Origin of the sequence: Sphingomonas sp. (assembly GCF_017745215.1) — a bacterium.
In the GTDB taxonomy this organism is placed as follows: domain Bacteria; phylum Pseudomonadota; class Alphaproteobacteria; order Sphingomonadales; family Sphingomonadaceae; genus Sphingomonas.
This window is the reverse complement of the sequence record NZ_JAGHZV010000012.1, coordinates 49,019-70,808: the sequence shown is the minus strand read 5'-3', so window position 1 is coordinate 70,808 and position 21,790 is coordinate 49,019. Positions and strand designations below refer to the sequence as shown.

The 21,790-nt window shown below is 68.7% G+C and carries 13 protein-coding genes; 7 read left to right on the top strand and 6 right to left on the bottom strand.

What is annotated here, in order from left to right; genetic code table 11:
* Positions 1–8 precede the first annotated feature (8 nt).
* Positions 9–1,955, bottom strand: coding sequence for a cellulase family glycosylhydrolase (locus J7495_RS13305; protein WP_294057060.1), 1,947 nt, complete (start codon positions 1,953–1,955; stop codon positions 9–11).
* 137 nt (positions 1,956–2,092) lie between these two features.
* Between J7495_RS13305 and J7495_RS13300 the strand changes: the two genes are divergently transcribed.
* The 5 genes from J7495_RS13300 (at position 2,093) to J7495_RS13280 (ending at position 9,418) form a co-directional block, all read left to right on the top strand.
* Complete coding sequence (locus J7495_RS13300; protein WP_294057059.1) at positions 2,093–4,759, top strand: TonB-dependent receptor; 2,667 nt, start codon at positions 2,093–2,095, stop codon at positions 4,757–4,759.
* Between the two features lie 76 nt (positions 4,760–4,835).
* Complete coding sequence (locus J7495_RS13295) at positions 4,836–6,464, top strand: AMP-binding protein (RefSeq protein WP_294057057.1); 1,629 nt, start codon at positions 4,836–4,838, stop codon at positions 6,462–6,464.
* Positions 6,461–8,086 (top strand): tannase/feruloyl esterase family alpha/beta hydrolase, encoded by a 1,626-nt coding sequence (locus J7495_RS13290; RefSeq protein ID WP_294057056.1) that lies wholly within the window; start codon positions 6,461–6,463, stop codon positions 8,084–8,086. Before J7495_RS13295 ends, J7495_RS13290 begins: the two co-directional genes overlap by 4 nt.
* A gap of 4 nt (positions 8,087–8,090) precedes the next feature.
* Entirely contained in the window at positions 8,091–8,777 is a 687-nt protein-coding gene (locus J7495_RS13285) for a helix-turn-helix domain-containing protein (RefSeq protein ID WP_294057055.1), read from the top strand.
* 41 nt (positions 8,778–8,818) lie between these two features.
* Positions 8,819–9,418: an alpha-ketoglutarate-dependent dioxygenase AlkB gene (locus J7495_RS13280; protein WP_294057054.1), complete on the top strand. Its 600-nt coding sequence runs from the start codon at positions 8,819–8,821 to the stop codon at positions 9,416–9,418.
* Here the strand turns inward: J7495_RS13280 and J7495_RS13275 are convergent.
* The 5 genes from J7495_RS13275 to J7495_RS13255 all read right to left on the bottom strand — a co-directional run bounded on the left by J7495_RS13275 (position 9,404) and on the right by J7495_RS13255 (position 17,482).
* A complete protein-coding gene (locus J7495_RS13275; protein WP_294057052.1) occupies positions 9,404–11,734 on the bottom strand; it encodes a TIM-barrel domain-containing protein in 2,331 nt (776 codons plus the stop codon). The genes J7495_RS13280 and J7495_RS13275 overlap by 15 nt on opposite strands.
* 346 nt (positions 11,735–12,080) lie before the next feature.
* Positions 12,081–14,336: a TonB-dependent receptor gene (locus J7495_RS13270; RefSeq protein ID WP_294057051.1), complete on the bottom strand. Its 2,256-nt coding sequence runs from the start codon at positions 14,334–14,336 to the stop codon at positions 12,081–12,083.
* 174 nt (positions 14,337–14,510) lie between these two features.
* Complete coding sequence (gene kduI, locus J7495_RS13265; protein ID WP_294057049.1) at positions 14,511–15,347, bottom strand: 5-dehydro-4-deoxy-D-glucuronate isomerase; 837 nt, start codon at positions 15,345–15,347, stop codon at positions 14,511–14,513.
* 27 nt (positions 15,348–15,374) lie between these two features.
* Entirely contained in the window at positions 15,375–16,526 is a 1,152-nt protein-coding gene (locus J7495_RS13260; protein WP_294057047.1) for a glycoside hydrolase family 88 protein, read from the bottom strand.
* Positions 16,527–16,702: 176 nt separating this feature from the next.
* The gene (locus J7495_RS13255; protein ID WP_294057046.1) at positions 16,703–17,482 is read right to left on the bottom strand and encodes a FadR/GntR family transcriptional regulator; all 780 of its coding nucleotides are present in this window, start codon (positions 17,480–17,482) and stop codon (positions 16,703–16,705) included.
* An 85-nt stretch (positions 17,483–17,567) separates the two neighbouring features.
* On the opposite strand from J7495_RS13255, the gene J7495_RS13250 reads away from it, so the two are divergent.
* Positions 17,568–20,795 (top strand): glycoside hydrolase family 2 TIM barrel-domain containing protein, encoded by a 3,228-nt coding sequence (locus J7495_RS13250; protein WP_294057044.1) that lies wholly within the window; start codon positions 17,568–17,570, stop codon positions 20,793–20,795.
* A complete protein-coding gene (locus tag J7495_RS13245) occupies positions 20,792–21,712 on the top strand; it encodes a DUF4861 family protein (protein ID WP_294057043.1) in 921 nt (306 codons plus the stop codon). The genes J7495_RS13250 and J7495_RS13245 overlap by 4 nt, the downstream gene beginning before the upstream one ends.
* Positions 21,713–21,790 lie beyond the last annotated feature (78 nt).

Sequence of the window (21,790 nt, the reverse complement as noted above, 5' to 3'; positions counted from 1 at the left end):
GAAAAACGTTATGCACGTGCATAACGAATTGTCGACTCCCCTTTCGCATCTTTTCCGGTCGCGGGCTCGACGGCGATGCTGAGGAGCCCGCGCGCGCGCGCCGCGACGATCAGCCGGCGGCGCTCGCCGTCGAAACGGCATTCGGCGCCGGAGACGACGATCTCGCCGGGGAACCAGGCCTCGGGGAGCACGATCTCGCTCGGCGCGGCGATCGCGGGGTCGACGTCGATCTCGGCTTCGAAGCGGCCGCTCGCCGAATCGAAGCGCATCGCGCGGATCACGCCCTGCGCGCGCTCGACATAGGGCCGCGCAAAGCCGCTCCGCCCGCGCGCGCCGTCGCCGTTCTCGACCTGGTCGGCGGAGTAGACCGAAAGGTCCTCCTGGTTCCAGCCGTCGCCGATGCGCAGGTCGTTGCGGTTGGAGGCGGTGTAGGTCCATTGCGTCGAATTGAGCAGCAGCGCGTCGATCGCATCGTACATCGCGCCGAGCGCCGCGGCATGCGCGTCCCAGACTGCCTCGCCGCGCTCGCCCGCTGCCCAGCGCGCGAAGGAGCGGCCGCCATCCAAGTCATAGGGAATGCCGAACTCGCCGAGCAGCCGCGGCGCGCCTTCGATCGCGCCGGTGTCGAACAGCATCGCCATCTCGGCGCGGTAGCGCTCGCTCAGCGCGGCGCGGTCGGCCGCAGGATCGAAGGATTTCCGCCATAGGATGTCGACGTCATACCAATGGCTGGCGTTGACTGTCCGGGCCGGCATGCCCTTGGCGAAGCCGCGGCCGTGGGTGAATTGATAGGGGTTGGCTTCGGCGAAGACCAGCCAGTCGGGGCAGACATTGCGGATCGTCGCGGCGACGGCGTGGTGGAAGGGCAGCACGAGGTCGGCGTCGGGGTCGATCGCGCGGCCGCCCGTGCGGCGGAAGAAATCCTCGTCGCGCACCCGCGCCGCGCCGCCCTCGCGCGTCCAGGCGCCGGCGCGTTCGAACGGGTCCTCGACGCCGGGCAGCCAGATCGAGACGCCCTCGGGGTTGGCGATCTGGCTGCCGACGATCTGCATCCCGCCCTCTCCTGCTCCCAGGACCGGCAGCTCGACCGGCTCGCCCGCGGCCGCGCGGAGCGCCGCAAAGGGCGTCCAGCACGGGCCGGCGCGTACCGGAATGGGACAATCGCGATCGGCCGCGAGCTGCGGCTCCGACATGCGCTGGCCGATGAAGCCGAGGCTGGGCTCGTTGAGCGTGTCGAAGCCGATCACTTCGGGGATGTCCGCGAGCCGCTTCGCAAGTGCCGCCATCGCGCCGAGGTAGTGACGCTGGAGGAAACCCTGGACGTTGACGCCGCCCGCGGTCCAATGCGGCGTCAGCGTCGCGCCGGCGAAGAAGGCCGTCCAGAGGATGCCGTTCGCCGGGAGCCGGTAATTGCGCGACCAGCTCATCATCGGATAGCGCGATTCCTGGCGTCCCTCACCGCTTGAATAATCATAGCGGCGTTGCATCACATGCGCCGCACCAGCCGCGTCGAAGCGCGTGAAATCGAGCCCGACCGCTTCGAACACCCAGCCCGGCGCGCCGTCGCCGCCGGTCATCCGGCTCCACACGTCCTGGTGGAAATCGATGAAGATCACGAAGCGATGCGCCGCCGCGCGCCGACAAAGCGCCGCGACATACTCCAGATAGTCGGTGTCGTAGCAGCCTGGCCCCTCGTGCTCGATGGCTTCCCACGTCACAAGAAAACGCAGGCAATTGAAGCCCCAGGACGCGATCCTTGCGAAATGATCGTCGGCCTCGGGGAGCGGGAACGGGCGGCCGACGAAGCTCACCGAGCGATGGTCGGCGAAGTCGCTCGGCAGGTGCGTGCCCCCGTCCGGATACGGGATCTTGCAGTCGCCCCCCAGGTTCAGCCCGCGCAGCACGACATGCCGGCCATGGGCGTCGACGAACCGCCCTTCGGCAACGTCGATCATGGGCTTTCGCATTCTCTCTTCCACTTCGGATTCGTTTTCGTTATGCAAATGGTCAATAAGAGCTGAGAGCCGCTCAGTCCAGTACGCAAAACAAGGTCGCCCTGGATTTCGGTCGCAGGGGGGAGGAGAAACGGAAAATGCAGAACAAGACCATGTGGATGACCTCGGCCGCGATGGCCGCGCTGCTCGCCGCGGCGGTGCCGGCGCAGGCGCAGGACGCGCCCGCCGACTCGGGCCAGACCGCCGAGTCGCAGCCGGCCGAGTCGCAGGACGACGCGCAGAAGAGCGAGATCGTCGTCACCGGCACGCTGATCCGCGGCATCGCGCCCACCGGCACCCAGGTGATCGGCAAGGACCGCGAGGAGATCCTCGCGAGCGGCGCGGCGTCGACCACCGACGTCCTCGCCTCGATCCCGCAGCTCAACTATTTCGGCAGCGTGCCGCGCGCCAACCAGGACGCGGGCAGCCCGGTCTTCTATCCGAACCTGCGCAACCTCGGCGCTTCGGGCGGGCAGGACACGCTGCTGCTGGTCAACGGCCACCGCATGGTCGGCCAGGGCATCCAGGCGACCACCGCCGACCCGACGGTGATCCCGCCCGCGGTGCTCCAGCGCGTCGACGTGATCCCCGACGGCGGCTCGTCGATCTACGGTTCGGACGCGATCGGCGGCGTGATCAACTTCGTCACCCGCAAGCGCTTCGACGGCGTCGAGGCGGCCAGCCACTACAGCACCGCCGACCATTATGACGCGGTCGACGCCGACCTGACCGTCGGCAAGGACTGGGGCAGCGGCTCGCTCTACGTCGCCTATGCCTATGCGTGGCACAGCGACCTGCTCGGCCAGTACCGCGACTATGCGACGAGCAACCACCTCGCCGCGGGCGGATCGGACCTGCGCAACACCGCCTGCGCGCCGGGCAACCTCACGGTGGGCGGCGTCACCTATGCGCTCCCCGGCCGCGTCGCGGGCACGCTCAACCGCTGCGACGATCCCAAGGTGATCGACCTCTACCCGCGCGAGCAGCGCAACTCGGTGTTCGCCTCGTTCGACCAGCAGCTCTCGCCGTCGCTCGAGTTCAACGCGACCGCCTATTGGTCGCGCCGCGACACGACGGTGAAGACCGCGCAATCGACCTCGACGGGCACGATCACCGCGCTCAATCCCTATTTCTCGCCGATCGGCGCCGAGACGTCGCAGAGCGTCGCCTTCTCCTGGTCGAGCGTGTTCGGGCCGAGCAACGTCACCAACCAGCGCTTCGATTCCTACGGCACCACCCAGGGGCTGACCTGGGACGTCGGCGGCGGCTGGCAGATCCGCGCGGAGAGCAACTTCGGGCGCAGCGAGAGCACGATCCACGAGGACGGGATCAACGCCACCGCCGCGGCGCTGGCGCTCGCCGGTACCTCGACCACCACCGCGCTCAATCCCTACAACCTGGGCGCGACCAACCCCGCGGTGCTAGCCGCGGTCGAGAATTGGGAGAATTACTCCTATGGCGTGCAGGAGCTCGCCGAGGGCCGCGTTGTCGCCGACGGCACCTTGTTCGCGTTGCCGGGCGGCGACGTCCGCCTCGCCGCGGGCGGCGAATATCACTACAACAACCTGCGTCAGATGATGGTGAGCGGCCCGCGCGGCACCACCGCGGGCGCCACGCGCACCTACAGCTCGCGCACGGTCAAGTCGGTGTTCGGCGAGATCGCGGTGCCGCTGTTCGGCGCGAGCAACGGCATGCCGGGGCTGCGCAGCCTGACGCTCAGCGGCTCGGTGCGCTACGACGATTACAACGACGTCGGCGGCACCACCAATCCCAAGGTCGGCGTCACCTGGGAGCCGTTCGACGATCTCAAGATCCGCGGCAACTGGGGCACCTCGTTCCACGCGCCGGGGCTCGAATCGATCAGCCCGGTGGGGCAGCAGGCGCAGATCCTGCCGGTCAGCCCCTATATCCGTCCGGGCGACTCCGCGCTCAACTTCCTGCGGCCGACGATCGTGCTCGCGGGCGGCAACCCCGGCCTCAAGCCCGAGACCGCGGACACCTGGTCGGTCGGCGCCGACTGGAAGCCCAAGGCGATCCCCGGGCTGCTGGTGAGCGCGACCTATTACAAGATCGACTTCAAGAGCCGGATCGGCCTGCTCTCGGCGACGACCCTGTTCACCGATCCCAACTTCGCGCCCTTCTACATCGTCAACCCCACGCTGGCGCAGGCGCAGGCGCTGACCGGCGGGATGACGGTGGTGGGCGCGCCGAGCGTCGCCGCGCTGTTCGCCGGCGCGCCGGGCAGCTCGCCCTATCTGCTCGCCGACGCGCGGCTGCAGAATTTCGGCGGGATCAAGGTGAAGGGGATCGATTTCCACTTCGCCTATGCCCACCAGTTCGGCGAGTTCGGGCTGCTCGCCGACTGGGCGGGCACCTGGACGCTAGACCGGCTGACCGCGACCGGCACCAACGGCCCCTGGACCGACACGCTCAAGAACGGCACCGCCGATCTCAGCTTCGTCGCGATGCTGGGCGGCAAGTTCCGCGGCTTCACCGCGCGGGGGCAGTTCAACTATCGCGGCGGCTATCCGATCCTGGGGCTGGTCAACCAGACGCGGATCGGCGCGTTCGAGACGGTCGACCTCCACTTCGCCTACGACCTGCCCGCCAAGGGCTGGCTGAAGGACACCCAGCTGATGCTCAACGTCGACAATGTGTTCGACGTCGGCCCGCCCTATGCCAATGTGTCGAACACCAATTTCAGCCAGTACAACGGGTCGACGCTGGGGCGGCTGTTCCAGTTCGGCGTCCGCAAGACGTTCTGAGCGGAGGATGCCGGCTTCGCCTCGCCGCCCGGATGGGAGGGCGGCGGGGCGATCCACCGGAGAGGAGAGGCAGGCGGTGCGGGCCAGTCATTTGTTCGGCACGGGAGAGGTGCCGCTGCGCTACCAGACGATCGGCGAAGCGTTCGACGAGGCCGTCGACCGCTACCCGAACCGTACCGCCTTGGTGGTGCGCCACCAGGGCATAAGCTGGACCTGGGCGGAGCTCGCCGCGCGGGTCGAGCGGCTGGCGGCGGGGTTCGTCGCGCTCGGGCTCGCGCGCGGCGAGCGGATCGGCATCTACGCGCCCAATTGCGCCGAATGGGTGCTCACCCAGCTCGCGAGCGCCAAGGCGGGGCTGATCCTCGTCACGGTCAACCCGGCCTGTCGCTCGAGCGAGCTCGCGCATGCGCTGCGACTCGCGGGGGTGCGCGCGCTGGTGATGGCCGAGCGGTTCAAGACCTCGGACTATGTCGCGATCCTCGCCTCGGTCGCGGACGAGCTGCCCGAGCTCGAGTTCACCATCCAGATCAGGCGCCCGCGCCATGCCGGGCTCATCGCCTTCGACACGCTCGCCGCCACGCCCGTGGCCGAGGCCCGCGCCGAGCTGGCCGCGCGCGCCGCAGCGATGACGCCCGACGACCCGATCAACATCCAGTTCACCAGCGGCACCACCGGCGCGCCCAAGGGCGCCACCCTCACGCATCACAATATCCTCAACAACGGCCTGTTCGTCAGCCGCGGCATGGCGCTGACGGCGTTCGACCGGATCTGCATCCCGGTGCCGCTCTACCATTGCTTCGGCATGGTGATGGGCGTGCTCGCCTGCGTGACCCACGGCGCGACGATGGTCTTCCCCGCCGAGGCATTCGATCCCGAGGCGGTGCTCGAAGCGGTCGCGGCGGAGGGCTGCACTGCGCTCTACGGCGTGCCGACGATGTTCATCGCCGAGCTGGCCCATCCGCGCTTCGCCGAGTTCGACCTGTCGAGCCTGCGCACGGGCATCATGGCGGGCGCGTCGTGCCCCGAGGAGACGATGCGCCAGGTGATCGAGCGGATGCACATGCGCGACGTCACCATCTGCTACGGCATGACCGAGACGAGCCCGGTGAGCTTCCAGACGCGGATCGGCAGCGACCTCCGCACGCGCACCGCCACCGTGGGGCACATCCTCCCCTTCCTCGAGGCCAAGCTGGTCGACGGCGAAGGGCGCGTCGTGCCGCGCGGCGAGACGGGCGAGTTCCTCGTGCGCGGCTACAGCGTGATGCGCGGCTATTGGAACCAGGCCGAAGCGACCGCGACCGCGATCGACGCCGCCGGCTGGATGCATTCGGGCGACCTCGCGGTGTTCGGCGAGGACGGCACCTGCCGGATCGTCGGCCGCGTGAAGGACATGATCATCCGCGGCGGCGAGAACATCTACCCGGCCGAAGTCGAGAATTTCCTGATGTCGCACCCGGATGTGATCGAGGCGGCGGTGTTCGGCATGCCGCATCCGCATTGGGGCGAGCAGGTCGTCGCCTGGGTGCGCACCTCGCGCGAGATCGACGCCGAGGCGCTGCGCGCCTTCTGCCGCGATCGCATCGCGCACTACAAGATCCCGTCGATCGTCCGCTGCGTCGACAGCTTCCCGATGACGGTGACGGGCAAGATCCAGAAATTCGAGATGCGCCGCATGATGGCGCACGAAGCGGAGGAAGTCGCATGAAGTCCAAGGTGATGATGGCAGCGCTGCTCGGCGGCACGGCGCTGCTCGGCTGGGTCGCGCCCGCAGATGCGGCGAACGACCCCGCCGCGCGCTGCGAGAACCTCGCCAAGCTCGCGCTGCCCGACGTCACCATCAAGTCCGCCGCCTATGTCGCGGCCGGGCCCTATATCGGACCCAATGCCGACGCCGGCGGCGTGAAGGTCACCCTGCCCGCGCATTGCCGGATCGTCGGCGTGATCAAGCCGGCGCCGCGCTCGAACATCGGCTTCGAGGTCTGGATGCCGGCGAGCGGCTGGAACGGCAAGTTCCAGGGTGCGGGCAACGGCGGCTATGCCGGCGACATCGCCTATCGCGGCGGCCTCGTCGAAGGCGTCGAGCGCGGCTATGCGGTCGCGACCACCGACACCGGCCACGTCGCCAATGGCCTCACCGCGACCTGGGCGATCGGCAACCTCGATGCGCAGATCGACTATGGACACCGCGCCGTCCACCTCACCGCGGTCAACGCCAAGGCGATCGTCCAGGCCTATTACGGGCGCAAGCCGCGGCTCTCGATCTTCAGCTCCTGCTCGAACGGCGGGCGCCAGGCGCTGATGGAGGCGCAGCGCTACCCGGGCGACTATGACGGGATCATCGCCGGCGCGCCGGCGTACGACTGGACGCGGCTCGCGCAAATCTTCCTGTGGAACGGCCAGAGCCTGACGCGCACGCCGGGCTCGAACATCCCGCCCGCCAAGCTGCCCGCGATCCAGGCGGCGATCCTCGCGCAATGCGACGGCCTCGACGGGCAGAAGGACGGGTTGATCCGCGACCCGCGCCGCTGCGACTTCAAGGCCGCTTCGATGGTCTGCACCGGCGCCGAGACCAACCAGTGCCTCACCCCCGACCAGGCCGAAGCGCTCGACCGCATCCACCAGGGCCCGCCGAACAGCCGCGCGCGCCGGATCGGCTATTCGCTCGGCGGCGTCGAGGCCGAGCCTGGCGGGTGGAATCCGTGGATCTCCAATGCCAACCCGCTGCTCACTGCCGCGGGCGTGTTCGGCCTGGGGCTGCCGCATTACTTCGCCAACATGACCAAGCTGAGCTTCGCGAGCTTCGATCCGATGCGCGACGGCCCGGCGCTCGACGGCGCGCTCGCGCCCTTCCTCAACGCGACCGACACCGATTTGAGCGGCTTCTTCGGCCGCGGCGGCAAGCTGATCCTCTACCACGGCTGGGGCGATGCCGCGGTACCGCCCGAGATGACGATCGACTATTATGACACCGTCATGGCCCGGATGCGCGGCCGCGCGGCGGGGGCGATGCGGCTGTTCCTCGTCCCCGGCATGGAGCATTGCAACGCCGGCCCCGGCCTCAACAGCTTCGGCCAGGGCGCCGCGCCCGAGCCGGGCGCCGACCCGGCCGGCAACATCGATGCGGCGATGGAAGCCTGGATCGAGCGCGGGCGCGTTCCCGAGCAGCTCGTCGGCGTCTCGGCCAGGAACTGGCAGGTCGCGCCCGGCGACATGCGGCTCGCCGAGCCGCGCCGCACCGGCCTGATCTGCGCCTATCCCAAGGTGTCGATCTGGGATGGCCGGAACGACCCCGGCAAGGCGTCGAGCTATCGCTGCGGCAAGGAGTGAGGCGGTGAACGAGGCCGGCAATACCTCGCAGACGCTCCAGCGCGGGCTCGACCTGATGGAAGCGGTCGCGCGCGGGGATTCGAGCCTCGCCGCGCTCGCCACCGCGACGGGGCTGTCGCAGAGCACCGCGCACCGGCTCGCGCGCGTGCTGGTCGCGCGCAACTATTTCGTGCCGGTCTCGCGCGCGGGCTATCGGCTCGGGCCCTCGGCGCTGCGCATCGGCTTCCAGGCGCGGCGCCAGCTCGACCTCGTCCGCACCGCGCGGCCGCTGCTCGAGGCACTGGCGGCGAAGACCGGCGAGAGCGTCGACCTCGCCGCGCGCCAGGGCGACGCCGCGATGGTGCTCGACCGGGCGGCGGGGCAGAGCCGCATCCTGGTGCTCCGCCCGATCGGCGAGCGCCTGCCGCTCGGCGCCCATGCGCTGGGTGCGGTGCTCGCGAGCGAGCCTGCGCGCTTCCCCTTGCCGCTCTCGGCGGAGGGGGCGATCTCGGCCCCCGACAGCAGCGACCCGACCGTCCGCTGCATCGCTGCACCGGTGTTCGGCGGCGATGGGACGATCGCCGCGGCGATCGGCATCTCGGGCGTCGCCGAGCGCCGCGACCCCGCGGTCGAGCGCGCCTTCGCGCAAGCGGTCGCCGAGACGGCGATGGCGCTCGCCCGCCTGCTCGGCTGGGATGATCCGCGCCGCTGAGCGGACTCGCCGCGCCGCGCGCGCCTTCCCATATCGCAGCCATGAACGCATTCCCCGACGCCCAGGCCGACCTGTTCGGCCCCAAGATCCTGTCCGGCGCGATCCTGCCCGGGCTCGACTATCGCGAGGCGGTCGTCAGCGAGACGGAGGAGCGCGCTTTGCTGGCACGGATCGACGCGACCGGGCTGTCGCCGTTCCGCTTCCAGCAATGGACCGGCAAGCGGCTCACGCGCTCGTTCGGCTGGCGCTACGACTTCACCACCGGCCACCTCGGCGAGGCCGAGCCGATCCCCGACTGGCTCGAACCGCTGCGGGATCGCGCCGCGGGCTTCGCCGGGCTCGACCCGACCGAGCTCGTCCAGGTCCTGCTCGTCCGCTACGACCCCGGCGCGGGCATCGGCTGGCACCGCGACCGGCCGGCGTTCGAGCATGTCGTCGGCGTCTCGCTCGGCGAGCCCGCGACGCTGCGCTTCCGCCGCCGCCGCGAGGGCGGGTTCGATCGCGCCGCCGTGCCGCTGGCGCCGCGATCGATCTACCGTCTGAGCGGCGAGGCGCGGCACGATTGGGAACACAGCATCGCCCCGATCGACGCGCTGCGCTGTTCGATCACCTTCCGTAGCCTTGCCTCAGCGGGGCGCTGAGCCCGCCACGCGCGCCAGCTTCGCCGGGTCCTGCCCGGTGGGCAGCTTGCCCGCGGCGGTGAGCGTCTTCGCACCGTCGTTCCAGCGCAGCATCACTGCCTTGGCGCCGCCCCCACCACGATAGGCGTTGGTCACGCCGTCGTCGTCATAGAGCGCGAAGCTCGCATCGCGGCCGGGATAGACGCGGATCGCCTCGAGCGGCTGGCGCACCGAGGTGTTGGGCACCTGCACGCCCATCGGCACGATCGATCCCGCACGGACGAACAGCGGGATGCGGTCGATCGGCGCGGCGGCCGTGATCCATTGGCCGCCGGCATGCTTCTCCTCGGTCCAGTAATCATACCAGTCGCTGCCGGCCGGGAGATAGACCCTGCGGCTGGTCACCCCCTGTTCGGTGACGGGGGCGACGAGGAAGGCGGGGCCGAACATATATTCGTCGCCCAGCGTCGCCGCTTCTGGATCGTCGGGGAAGTCCATGAACAGCGCGCGCATGAAGGGCGAGCCGGTCTCATAGGTCTGGCGCCCAAGCGAATAGAGGTAGGGCATCAGCGCATAGCGCAGGCGGAGATAGCTCGCGAGGATCGGCTCGGCGGCCTTGCCGTACTCCCAGATCGCCGTCGCCGGGCGCTGGCCGTGGATGCGCAGCGTCGGCGTGAAGGCATTATACTGGAACCAGCGGACGAACAGCTCGGGATAGTCGGGGTAGTTCGCCCCCATCGCAGTCGCACCCGCGGGATCGACCAGCACCGGCCGCGGCGCCTTGGGCCCGCTCGGCCATTGCCAGCCGCCGGTGTCGCTGCCCCAATAGGCCATGCCGCTCGCGGTGAAGTTGAGCCCCGTCGGCACCTGGCGCCTGAGCGCTTCCCAGGTCGCGCGCACGTCGGACGACCAGAAGAGGCAGCCGTTGCGCTGCGTGCCGAGATAGGCGGCGCGGCAGAGGATCAGGTTGCGCTGGTTCGGACGGTCCTTCGCCGAGCCCTCGGCGACGCTCGAGGTGTGGACGAGCGGGTAGAGGTTGTGGAACCGGTCGCCCGAGCCGATCGAATATTGATAGCCGTCGGGCACGAGATCGGGCTCGGTCTCGTCGAGCCAGAACCAGTCGAAGCCCTGGCTCGCGATATTGTCGCGGATCTTCTCCCAGAACCACGCGCGCGCCTCGGGATTGGTGCTGTCGAGCAATGCGCCGGCGCGGTCCGAGCGCACCGCCAGCCCGTCGACCACCCCGCCGTCCTTGTCGTGGAGCAGCCAGCCCTTGGCGGCGAGCATGTCGTAATAGCGCGACTCGCGCTCGAAGCGCGGCCAGACGCTGATGATCGAATGCATGCCCCAGTCGTGGAGCTGCCGGTTCATGGCCGCGGGATCGGGGAAATACTTCCGGTCGATGTCGATCTGCCCCATCCGCGTCCAATAGAACCAGTCGAGCACCATCACGTCGAGCGGGTAGTTGCGGCTGCGATAGCCCTGGGCGATCCCCATCAGCTCGTCGCGGCTTTCGTAGCGCGCCTTGCTCTGGATGAGCCCGAACGCGGCCTTGGGCGGCAGCGGCGTGCCCCCGGTGAGCTTCGCATAGCCGGCATAGAGCTCGTCGGCGGACTTGCCGGTGATGACGAAGAAGGACACGCGCTCGCCGACCTGCGACTGGAAGCGCGTCGCATCGTGCAGCCCCGGCGAGACGATCGTCGGCGAGGGATTGTCCCAGACGATGCCATAGCCCTTGCTGGTCACGAGGAAGGGCACGCAGACCGTCTCGCCCGCGGGCGCGTCGTAATAGTGCCGGCAGTCGATCGTGCGGCCGCGGAGATCGAGGATGCCCTCCTGGTTCTGGCCGAGGCCATAGTAATGCGTGTCGGGCGTGTCGGCGAAGCTCGCACCCACCTTGAAGGTCTTCTCGCCGTTGACCGTCTGCGGCGCCATCTCCCAGCCGTCCATGCGGGTGATCTCGCGCCCGTCGGCGCCGGCGATGACGATCGAGACGGGCGGGAGCGACGGCGCGAAATAACGCTCCATCTGGCTCGGCGCGGCGGGCCAGGGCTGGGCCTTTACGGTGAGGCTGAGCGCGGCGGAGGCATAGACGTCGCCCGAGGCGTCGGCGCGATGGCTCCAGCCGGCGGGATCGGCCTTGGCGCTGATCCCATAGCCGGGCCCCGCGTCGATCTCCGCCGGATCGAGCGCGATCGTCACATGGACGATGTTCGGGCCATAGGCCTCGACCGCGACGCGGCTGCCGTTGCGCTCGACCGTGCCGAGCGACTGGGCGGCGGCTGGCAGCGCTGTCAGCAGCGCCGCGGCGGCGAGCAGGGTCTGGCGAACGGTCATGGGCTTCCTCTTCCTGAACGACGCCGTGCAGCCGCCGGCGCTTGCGGGTGAAGCCATGGCACGATCGGGGGAATGGCGGAATAGCCGGCGTGTTCGAAGGCCCGGAACAGGGGGTGCCCTCGATCGCTCGTGCGGCCCTGGATCTGGACCCGATCAACTTGAAACGTCATCCCGGCGAAAGCCGGGACCCAGGGTTACAAAGGATGCCGCTCGTGGCCCCGGGTCCCGGCTTTCGCCGGGATGACGGCTGCTTAACCCGATCGGGTCCGGCGCGCTCGACAACGTTCCAAAACAAACGGGCGCACCGTCGCCGGCGCGCCCAAAGGGGGTTGGAAAGCCTGGGGGCTTAGAAGTTGAACGAAGCGCGGACCCCGCCGTAGCGGCGGAAATCGCGGGGGATGTAGCTCTGCGTGGCCTGGGCGTTGCCCTGGTTGCCGTAGGAATTGGCCATGTTGTAGAAATACTGCTTGTCGAACAGGTTGTTGACGAAGCCGACAACTTCCCAGCGGTCGCCATGATCGCGCACGCCGAGCGAGACGTTCATGATCCCATAGCCCTTCTGGATCGTCTCCGGATCGTTGTTGATGCCGAAGTTGAACTTGCTGGAATAGTTGAACGCCACCTGCGCGACGCCGTTCAGCGTGTCGGTGAGCTCGGGCGAATAATCGGCGTTGAACGACAGCTTCCACTCGGGCGCCTGCGCGGGGCGGAAGCCCTTGAGGTTCTGCCGCGCCGGGCTGCCGGTGCAGCCCTGCGCCGAGGTCTGGCCGGGCCAGCATTGCGCGAGCGGAAAGGACAGGATCTTGGCGTCAGTGTAGGTCACGCCGCCCGAGAAGTTGAGGTCCTGCGCCGCGCGCACCCCGCCCTCGAGCTCCAGCCCGCGGGTGCGCAGCTTGCCGACATTGGCCAGGCGGAAGTTGATCGTGCCGTCGGACAGCGTCTCGATGCCCTGCGCCTGGAAATCGTCGAAGGTGGTGTTGAACAGCGTCGCGTTGAACGTCACCCGGCGGTCCGCGAACTGCGACTTGAAGCCCAGCTGCCAGTCGGTCGACTTCTCCGGCCGCACCGGGATCAGGCGCGTCGCATTGAAGCCGGTGCCGACGTCGTACGCCTCGCCCTTGTGGCCGGTGGCGAAGGTGAAGAAGGCCATCACATCGGGCGAGAACTTCTGCTGCACGCCGAGCTTGTAGGTCTCGTAGGTCTCGGGGCTGCTGCCCTGATAGAAGGCGCCCGCGCCGGTGCGGTCCTTGAAGGTCACGTAGATCTTGTTCTTGCCCACGCGCGCGCCGGCGATCAGCGTGGTGTTCTCGAGCACGTCATATTCGAGCTGGCCGAACGCGGCGTACTGCTTGTTGCCGTTGGTGCCGTACCAGTTGGCGACCGAGAAGAACGGCCCGCGCACGAAGTCGCGCGTCACGTCGAGGTCCGAGTAGAACAGGCCCAGCGTGTAGCGGAACTGCTGCGCGCCGGGCGACACCAGCCGCAGCTCCTGCGAGAAACCGTGGACGTTGAACGTGCCCGCCTGGCGGTTGTCGAGCGCGGCGACCGCGGACTCGTCCTGGTCGAGGATGTCGTACTGGTTGAAGTGATCCCAGGCCGTGATCGACACCAACGACGCGAAGCCCAGGTCGAGCGAGGCGCGCAGCGACTGGTAGAAGTCGTAATAATCGGTGCCCGAGGTCACGTTGTTGACGACGTCGGTATTGTCCTCGCTGAAGGTCACGCCCGGCGCGAACACCGAGGGGCCGTAGGCGGCGTTGCCGCGCAGCCTTGCCGCGGACGAAACGCGGATGAACGGGCGGCCAATGGTGGTGTGGCCGTCGATATAGCCCACCTGCGCGGTGATGTTGAGATTGTCGGTCGGGTCCCACACCAGCTTGCCGCGCACCGAGAAGATCTCGCGGCCGTTCACCTTCTCGCCGTTGAAGAGATTGTGAACATTGCCTTCGAACTTGTCGTAGTTGGCGCTGATCCGGAAGCCGAGCGTCGGGGTGATCGGGCCCGAGATGGCGCCGTTGACGCTATATTCCTCGTCGGTGGTGACCAGCCCGCTGATCCGGCCGCTGAACTCGGCGCTCGGCCCCTTGGTGACGATGTTGAGCAGGCCCGCCGAGGCGGCGCGGCCATAGAGCGTGCTCTGCGGCCCGCGCAGCACTTCGACGCGCTCGATGTCGGACAAGTCGGCGAAGGCGCGCGCGAGGAACTGCACCGGCACGTCGTCGATCTGCACCGCGACGCTGGGCTCGACGCTGGGCGAGAAAGCGAAGGTGCCGATGCCGCGGATCGAGACCGAGGCGTTCACCGGATGCTCGGCGGGGCGGATCAGCAGCGACGGCGCGGCGCGCGTCAGCTCGGAGAATTCGCGGATGCCCTGACTCTCGAGCTGGTCGCCGCCGAGCACCTGCACCGCGAGCGGAATGTCCTGGACGCGCTCCTCGCGCTTCTGCGCCGTGACGATGATCTCTCCGTCACTGGCAGCCTCGTCGGCCGAGGCGGCCTGCTCGGCGGGCGTGTCCTGCGCCTGGGCCACCCCGGTTCCCGCCAGTGCGACGGTCGCGGCGAGCAGCGCGCGCGAGATGGCGGTCGTATTGAGCAATTTCATGCATGCCTCCCCAAGGTGGATCGCGAGCCTTGCGGCTTCTTCCGATGGCGGACCCATATCAGCCCCGCTAAAAACCGCAATAGTTATATGACAACTTTTAGGGCGGACGCGCCACAACTGTGGCAAAAACGCCGCATCCGGCACGGAAACGGGTTCATTGATAGGACAACCACCTCAGCGCAGCTGGCAGATGTCCTGCACGTCCATGTCGTTGTAATCGAGGTTCTCGCCCGCCATCGCCCAGATGAAGCTGTAGGCGCGCGTGCCCGATCCCATGTGGACCGACCAGGGCGGCGAGATCACCGCTTCCTCATTCTCCATCACCAGGTGCCTGAGCGCGTCGGGCTGGCCCATGTAGTGGAAGACGCGGTCGTCCTCGCCGAGATCGAAATAGAGGTAGATCTCGGAGCGCCGCTCATGGACGTGCGGCGGCATCGTGTTCCAAACCGATCCCGGCGCGAGCACGGTCATGCCGAGGCACAGCGACGCGCTCGCGCAAGTGTGCGGCAGGATCAGCTGGTAGATGGTGCGCAGGTTCGAGGTTTCGAGGCTGCCTCGCTCCATCGGCTCGACGTCGCCGAGCGAGAGCTTGCGGATCGGGAAGGCGCGATGCGCGGGCACGCTGAGCAAATAGAAGCGCGCACCCTGCCCCGCAAACGTCACGAGCGCGCTTCCCATCGGGACGTAAAGCGCCTCGCGCGGTGCGAGCTCGAACGCCGTCCCGTCGACGATCACCGTCCCGGGCGCCGTGCCGATGTTGACCGCGCTCAGCTCGCGCCGCTCGAGCAGCGGATGCCCCGCCGCGCTCGGCGGCTCGCTGTGCGCGGGCAGCGCGAGCGTCCCCGATCCCGGCACCGCCCCGCCGATGATGAACCGCTCGCCATGCGAATAGGTAAGCACCAGCTCGCCCTCGCGGAACAGCCGGGTGACGAGGTAGCGCTCGCGCAATTCCTCGTTGGACGCCCCGGCCATCATGTCCGGGTGCGTCGCATAATAGATCTTCTCGAACATCGGGTCTCCGTGGGCCGCGGGCTGCGCTCAGAGCGCGGCGATCTGGGTGGCGGCGAGCAGGAAGGCGCCGACGCCATAGAATTGGGTGTCGTTCGGCTCGACCTTCTCGGGGCGGTCGCTCACCTGCTGCACCCAGCCGAGCCGCCCGTCGGGCTGGATCGCGCGGGTCAGCGCCGCCCAGCCGCGCCGCGCGACGGGCTCGTAGCTCTTGCGGTCGAGCAGCCCGGCGCGAATGCCCCAGGCGATGCCATAGGTGTAGAAGCCGGTGCCGCTCGACTCGGGCGGCGAGTCCTCGGGCGCGAGCAGCGAGGGCGACCAATAGCCGTCGGGCTTCTGCAGCTCCTTGAGCCGCGCCGCCATCTCGCGGAACAGCGCTTCCATCCGCACGCGATCGGCGCTGCCCTTCTCGAGCAGCGGGATGATCCGCGCCATGCCGGCGAACACCCAGCCGTTGCCGCGGCTCCAGAACTGCTTGCGGTTCTGCGCATCGCGGCGCTCGAAGAAGCGGCTGTCGCGGTAGAAGAGGTGCTCGGCGGGGTCGAAGAGGAAGTCGGTCGTCGCCCAATATTCGCGCATGGCGTAATCGCGATACCGGCGATCACCGGTCTGGCGCGAGAGCTCGACCATCGCCGGCGGGGCCATGAACAGCGCGTCGCACCAGCACCAGCGCTTGAGGCATTCGGTGTCGTCATAGCCCGACGGCGGCTGGTAGAAGGCGAGCGTGACGCGCGGGCGGTGCGCGAGGATATAGTCGAACGCCTTGCGCGTCGGGCCGATCGCGGCGGGGCCCGCGCCATGGCCGGCGGCCCAGAGGTAGCTCTGGGTGATGACGAGGTCGTCGGCGTGGAAGGGCCGGCGCGCGGGCAGCCACTGGTTGGCGCGGCCCATGTCGAGCACCGCCTTGCGCAGCTCGGGCGAATTGCCCGCGTCGGCGAGCGCGGTGACGCCGATCCAGAAGACGGCCTGTTCCCAGGCGCGAGGGTTCTTCGTCTCGGTAGTGACGCGCGAGACGTGCTCCGCGCCGTCCATATGGTCGAGCTGCCAGTTGGCGAGCTTCGTCGCGAGCGCGATCGGCTCGCGCGCTAGCGGGCGGGTGGCGGCGGGCTTGTGCGCCTGGGCGTGCGCGATCGCGGGCGAGAGGCACAGCAGCGCGAGGGCCGCCAGTCGACACAGGCTCATTGGGGTTCCTCTCCGGCACGGGACTTCCTGCCCGCAAAGTTATCATATAAGTTTTGGGGAAGCGGTCAATCTCCCCTACCGTCATCCCGGCGAAAGCCGGGACCCAGGGTTACAGAGGACATCCCTCGCGACCCTGGGTCCCGGCTTTCGCCGGGATGACGACTGGGAGGATGGGCCTAGTTCCCAGCCCGCCCCCGCAGCCGCGCCGCCGCGCTCAGCATCGAGTGCCGCGTCAGGCTCTCCTGCATGTGATGCCGCGCCGCCTCGCGCGCCCGCACCGAATCCATCCGCACGATCGCATCGACGATCGCCTCATGCTCGGCATGGACCTTGGCGACATAAGCGTCGTGCGCCGGCTCGGGCTGGTCGCGGAGATACAGGTTGCGCGGCGGCACCAGCCGCAGGCCGAGGAACTCGACGAAGCGGACGTAATAATCATTCTGCGTCGCCTGCGCGATCGCGAGGTGGAAGGCCGCATCGGCCTTCGCCGCCGCCACCGGATCATGCTGCGATTCGACGATCTGCTGCAGCGCTTCCTGGATCGCGGCGATGTCGTCGGTGGTGCGCCGCGCCGCCGCCAGCCCCGCCATCTCGGTCTCGACCGCGAGCCGCATCTCGAGCAGCTTGATCACGTCGGCCAGCTCGCCGAGCTCGTCGCGGGTGATCTGGAAGGCGCGCGGCTCGGCGTCGTCCGCCACGAACACGCCCGAGCCCTGGCGCGACACCGTCAGCCCGTGCGCGGCAAGCCGCGCCACCGCCTCGCGCACCACGGTGCGGCTGACGTTCTCCGCCAGCGCGATCTCCTTCTGGGTCGGCAGCCGCGAGCCCGGCAGCAGCTCGCCCGACCGGATGCGCGCCTCGAGCTTGGTGTAGAGCTCGTCGGTCAGCGACGCGCCGCGCCCGCTCTCCTCTCCGATGTCGCCTCCCGCCCGCACCGCGGCAGTCCGACTTGTCATATCAATCTCCAGAAGCTAGGCCTAGCGTAGCACCAACGACACCGCCAGTCACCCGGCGAAAACGGCCGACGAGGGAAGAGGATATATGATGCGTTCGGCTCGCATGCTTGCCGCGGCATTGCTGCTCTGCGCGCCGGTGGTGCTGCTCGCCGAGGACCCCGCGCCGCCGATCCAGCCGCAGGTCGACCCCAGCCGGCCCGACTGGGAGAACCCCGCGGTCTATGCCGTCAACAAGCTGCCCGCGCGCGCGACCGGCTTCCCCTTCGAGACGCGCGCCAAGGCGATCGCCGGGCACCGCACCAAGTCCGACCGGTTCATGCTGCTGAGCGGCCCGTGGAAGTTCGCCTTCTCGCCCAATGCCGACAAGCTCCCCGCCGGCTTCGAGCAGCCGGGCTACGACGTCTCGGGCTGGAAGGAGATCAAGGTCCCCGCCGACTGGCAGGCCGAGGGCTATGACCAGCCGCGCTACAACAACATCACCTATCCCTTCCCCGCCAACCGCCCGCTGATCCCGCACGCGACCAACCCGGTCGGCTCGTACCGGCGCGACGTGGACCTGCCCGCGGGCTGGACCGGCTCCGACGTGATCCTCCACATCGGCGCGGCGGGCTCGGCTTACTATGTCTGGGTGAACGGCAAGAAGGTCGGCTATTCGGAGGATTCGAAGCTCCCCTCCGAGTTCGACGTGACGCCGTTCGTCCACTCCGGGCGCAACACGATCGCGATCCAGGTCTTCCGCTGGTCCGACGGCTCCTATCTCGAGGACCAGGATTTCTGGCGCGTCTCGGGGATCGAGCGCGAAGTCTTCCTGATGGCCGCGCCGAAGACGCGCGTGCGCGACTTCTTCGTCCATGCCGGGCTCGACAACGACTATCGCGACGGCACGCTCGCGGTCGACATGGCGGTCACCCCCTCGGCGCAGGCCACCACTGCGCGACTGGCGCTGCTCGACGGCGACAAGCAGGTCCTCGAGACCTCGCAGCCCGTCGCCGCAGGGACCGAGGAGCGCAACGTCACGCTCAAGGCCGTGCTGCCCGGGGTGAAGCCCTGGACTGCCGAGACGCCCAACCTCTACATGCTGCTGGTCGAGCTCTATGACGCCAGGGGCAACATCATCGCCTCGACCTACGACCGGATCGGCTTCCGCACCGTCGCGATCCGGAACGGCCTCGTCACCGTCAACGGCAAGCCGATCACGATCCGCGGGGTCAACCGCCACGAGCACGATCCCGAGACCTTCCACGTCGTCTCGCTCGAGACGATGGAGCGCGACATCCAGCTGATGAAGCGCGCGAATATCAACGCGATCCGCACCTCGCACTATCCCAACGACCCGCGCCTCTACGAGCTCGCCGACAAATACGGGCTCTATGTGATGGACGAGGCGAACATCGAGTCGCACGGCTACATGGACTGGGCGAACAAGCACGCCGAGCTGCGCGGCCGCTACGAGCTGGGCTTCGATCCCGCCTGGGAAGGCGCGCACGTCAGTCGCGTCTTGAACATGGTCGAGCGCGACAAGAACCACCCGTCCATCCTCTTCTGGTCGCTGGGCAACGAGGCGGGGATCGGCCCGACCTTCGCGCATGCCGCCGCGGCGGTGAAGACGCGCGACCCGTCGCGGCTGGTCAGCTATCTCGGCTGGGGGACTTGGCCGGGCCTGCCCGACCACCGCCCCAACGACTATGCCGACATCTATGCGCCGATGTACGACAGCGCCGCGCGGCTCGCCGACTATGCCGAGAACTGGTCGTTCCGCCAGCCGCTGATCCAGTGCGAATACGCGCACATGCAGGGCAATTCGGGCGGCGACCTGAAGGAGTATTGGGACGTGATCTACGCGCACCCGGAGAAGCTGCAGGGCGGCTTCGTGTGGGACTGGGTCGACCAGTCGATGTATCGCACCACGGCCGATGGCCGGCGCTATTGGGGCAACGGCGGCGAATACGGCCCCAACCCCGGCGGCGACATCGAGTTCGGCGATGGGCTGATGCAGTCGGACCGCACGCCCAACCCGCAGCTGTTCGAGCTGCGCCACGTCTATGCGCCGATCCAGTTCAGCGGGTACGCAAACGGCGCGGTGACGGTGATCAACCGCTACGACTTCCAGGACCTGTCGGGCTATGACTTCGGCTATGAATTGCTGGAGGACGGCGTTGCCGTGGCGCAAGGGACGTTGCCCACGCTCCACACCGCACCGCACGGCCGCGAGCAGCTGAAGCTCACGCTCCCCGCCTACGCCCGCAAGCCCGGCGCCGACTATGTGCTGACGGTCATGGCCAAGGCCAGGGCGGGCGTGATCCCGGCGGTGGATGCGGGGACCGTGATCGGCTGGGAGCAGTTCGAGCTCGGCCGCGAGCCCGCCGCCGAAACACCCGCCACGAGCGCCGTGTCGCTTTCGGACAAGAGCGGCAAGCTGAGCCTCGCCGCGAACGGCGCCGAGCTGGTCATCGACCGCAAGACCGGACTGGTCGACCGCTATACCGCCGGCGGCCGGCTGCTCCTCCAGGGCGGCGCGCCGAACTTCTACCGCGCGCTCACCGACAACGACATCGGGACCGGCGTCGAGAAGACGCATGGGGTGTGGAAAAAGGCCTCCGAGCAGCGCCACGTCGAAGGCATCGAAACGCACAAGCTCGTCGGCGGCGGTGCCGAGATCACGGTGCGCTATCTGGCCGGCGACGCCACGGCACGATTTGTGTCGCGCTACCGGATGGCCGGCGACGGCTCGGTCTCGGTCGAGGGCGAATTCACGCCGCTCAAGCCCGATCTCCCCGATCCGCTGCGCATCGGGCTGTTCTTCACCATGCCGGCGAGCATCGACACGCTCGAATGGTATGGCCGCGGCCCGCAGGAGACCTATCAGGACCGCAAGACCGGCGCCCCGCTCGGGCTGTGGCGCGGGCTGATCGCCGAGCAGTACCACGATTACATCCGCCCGCAGGAGAGCGGCAACAAGGTCGACGTGCGCTGGATGGAGCTGCTTCACGCCGGCGTCGGCGGCCTGCGCGTGGTGGGCACCGCGCCACTGTCGATGAACGCGCTCGCCTTCCCCTATGACGACCTTTCGCGCCGTCCGCCTGGAACGCGCCGCAGCAGCGACATCGTGCCGCATGGGGCGGTGTCGCTGATGATCGACGCGGTCCAGGCCGGCGTCGGCGGCGACAATGCGTGGGACGCCGGCGGCCGCCCGCTGATGCAATACCGCATCCCGCTCACGCCGCGGCGCTACGCCTTCCGCCTGATTCCCTTCGCCGGAAACGGCACCCATCCCGATGCGGCCAAGCCCGCCAATGCCGGAGCCCTGCAATGAGCATTCGCCCCGCCCTCCTCGCCGCTGCGCTGCTCGCCGCCGCGCCCAGCCTCGCGCAGGACGCCTCGCCGCTCCCGCCGGTCGACAAGCCGCTGCCCCCCGCCCCCGACAAGACGCCGCGCGCCACGGTGATGCTCGCCGACTATCGCTACGACGACATCCTCTGGGAGAATGACAAGACCGCGCACCGCATCTACGGCCGCGCGCTCGAAGCGGCCGAGCCGCCCTCGGGCTCGGGGATCGACAGCTGGGGCAAGAACGTCCCCTGGCCCTTCGCCGACCGCCAGCTCCGCTCGGGCGACCAGCACGCCTTCCACGGCGAAGGGCTCGACTTCTACAATGTCGGCACCGGCCGCGGCGCCGGGGGCCTCGGCATCTGGTTCGACAACAAGCTGTGGACCTCGCGCAACTATCGCACCTACCGGATCCTGCGGAACGGCCCCGACGTCGCCGACTTCACGGTCGATTACGCCCCCTGGCCGGTCGACGTGGGCCGCAAGGTCTGGGAGACGCGGCGCTTCACCTTGCCGCTCGGCACGCACTTCACCCGGCTGGTCTCGACGCTCCACAGCGACAAGCCCGGGCCGCTCACCGTGGGAATCGGCATCGGCAAGCGCACCACCGGCGACGGCGGCGACCTGACCATCGACCGCGAGCGCGGGCTGCTCTCCTGGTGGGGACCGGACGATCCCCATCACGGCCGGATGATGATCGCGCTGCGCGTCGACCCGAAGATGATCGCCGAAGTGAAGCAGGACGCCGACAACACCCTCGTCCTGCTCACCGTCCAGCCGGGCAAGCCCTTCGTCTATTATTCGGGCTCGGGCTGGAGCCTGGGCCAGGACCATATCACCGACCGTGCCGCCTGGGACCGGCTCGTCGCCGCCGAGCCGGTGAGCTTCGCCGTCCCCAAATAGAATGGGACGGCGCAGCCTGAAATACACCGTCATCCCGGCGAAAGCCGGGATGACGATCGGATCGAAGTCACCTCACGC